General features: G+C 54.2%; 1 protein-coding gene. It reads left to right on the top strand.

The window, feature by feature from the left end; all coding sequences use genetic code 11:
• A partial coding sequence (locus AC1RPW_RS07935) for a hypothetical protein (protein WP_481769432.1) occupies positions 1 to 485 on the top strand: 485 nt, incomplete at both ends.

The raw sequence follows: 485 nt of genomic DNA, 5'->3' as shown, positions 1-485 counted from the left end.
TCCTTCGCCCGTCGCAACTCCCATTTTGTCCGGTAGATTTCTTCATCCAGAGCGCGATGCACGGAACCGTGCGAACGCTCGACTTCGGAGGCTGCTTCTACACACGAGTCGGAACCGTCGTCCACGAAGTGATGCAGCAGGCACTGTGCTTGAGTGGAAAGTTCCTTGCGAACTACGAGTGCAAAGAGTGTGGCACAATGCACGAGCTTTCGTACAAATACGAGTGTTGTGGTTTTCCGACCGTGTACCATGAGCTGAGCATCAACTACAAGGGCATCAGCGGCCACATCGATGCGGTGTACCGTGGTGACGACGGGAAGTTTTACATCCTCGACTTCAAAACGACGGGCATCGCAGCGGCCCCCAAAAAAGCCAAGGACCCGGGCATTGTGTACGTCGAGCAAATCGAGGCGTACGCAGTGCTTCTGGAACTCCAGTACAAGATTCCGATCGAAGGAATCATGGATGCGTTCATCCTACGTGAC

The organism is Dellaglioa sp. CoH-55-MRSF-8 (assembly GCF_056782195.1).
This window is presented reverse-complemented; position numbering and strand designations above follow the sequence as displayed.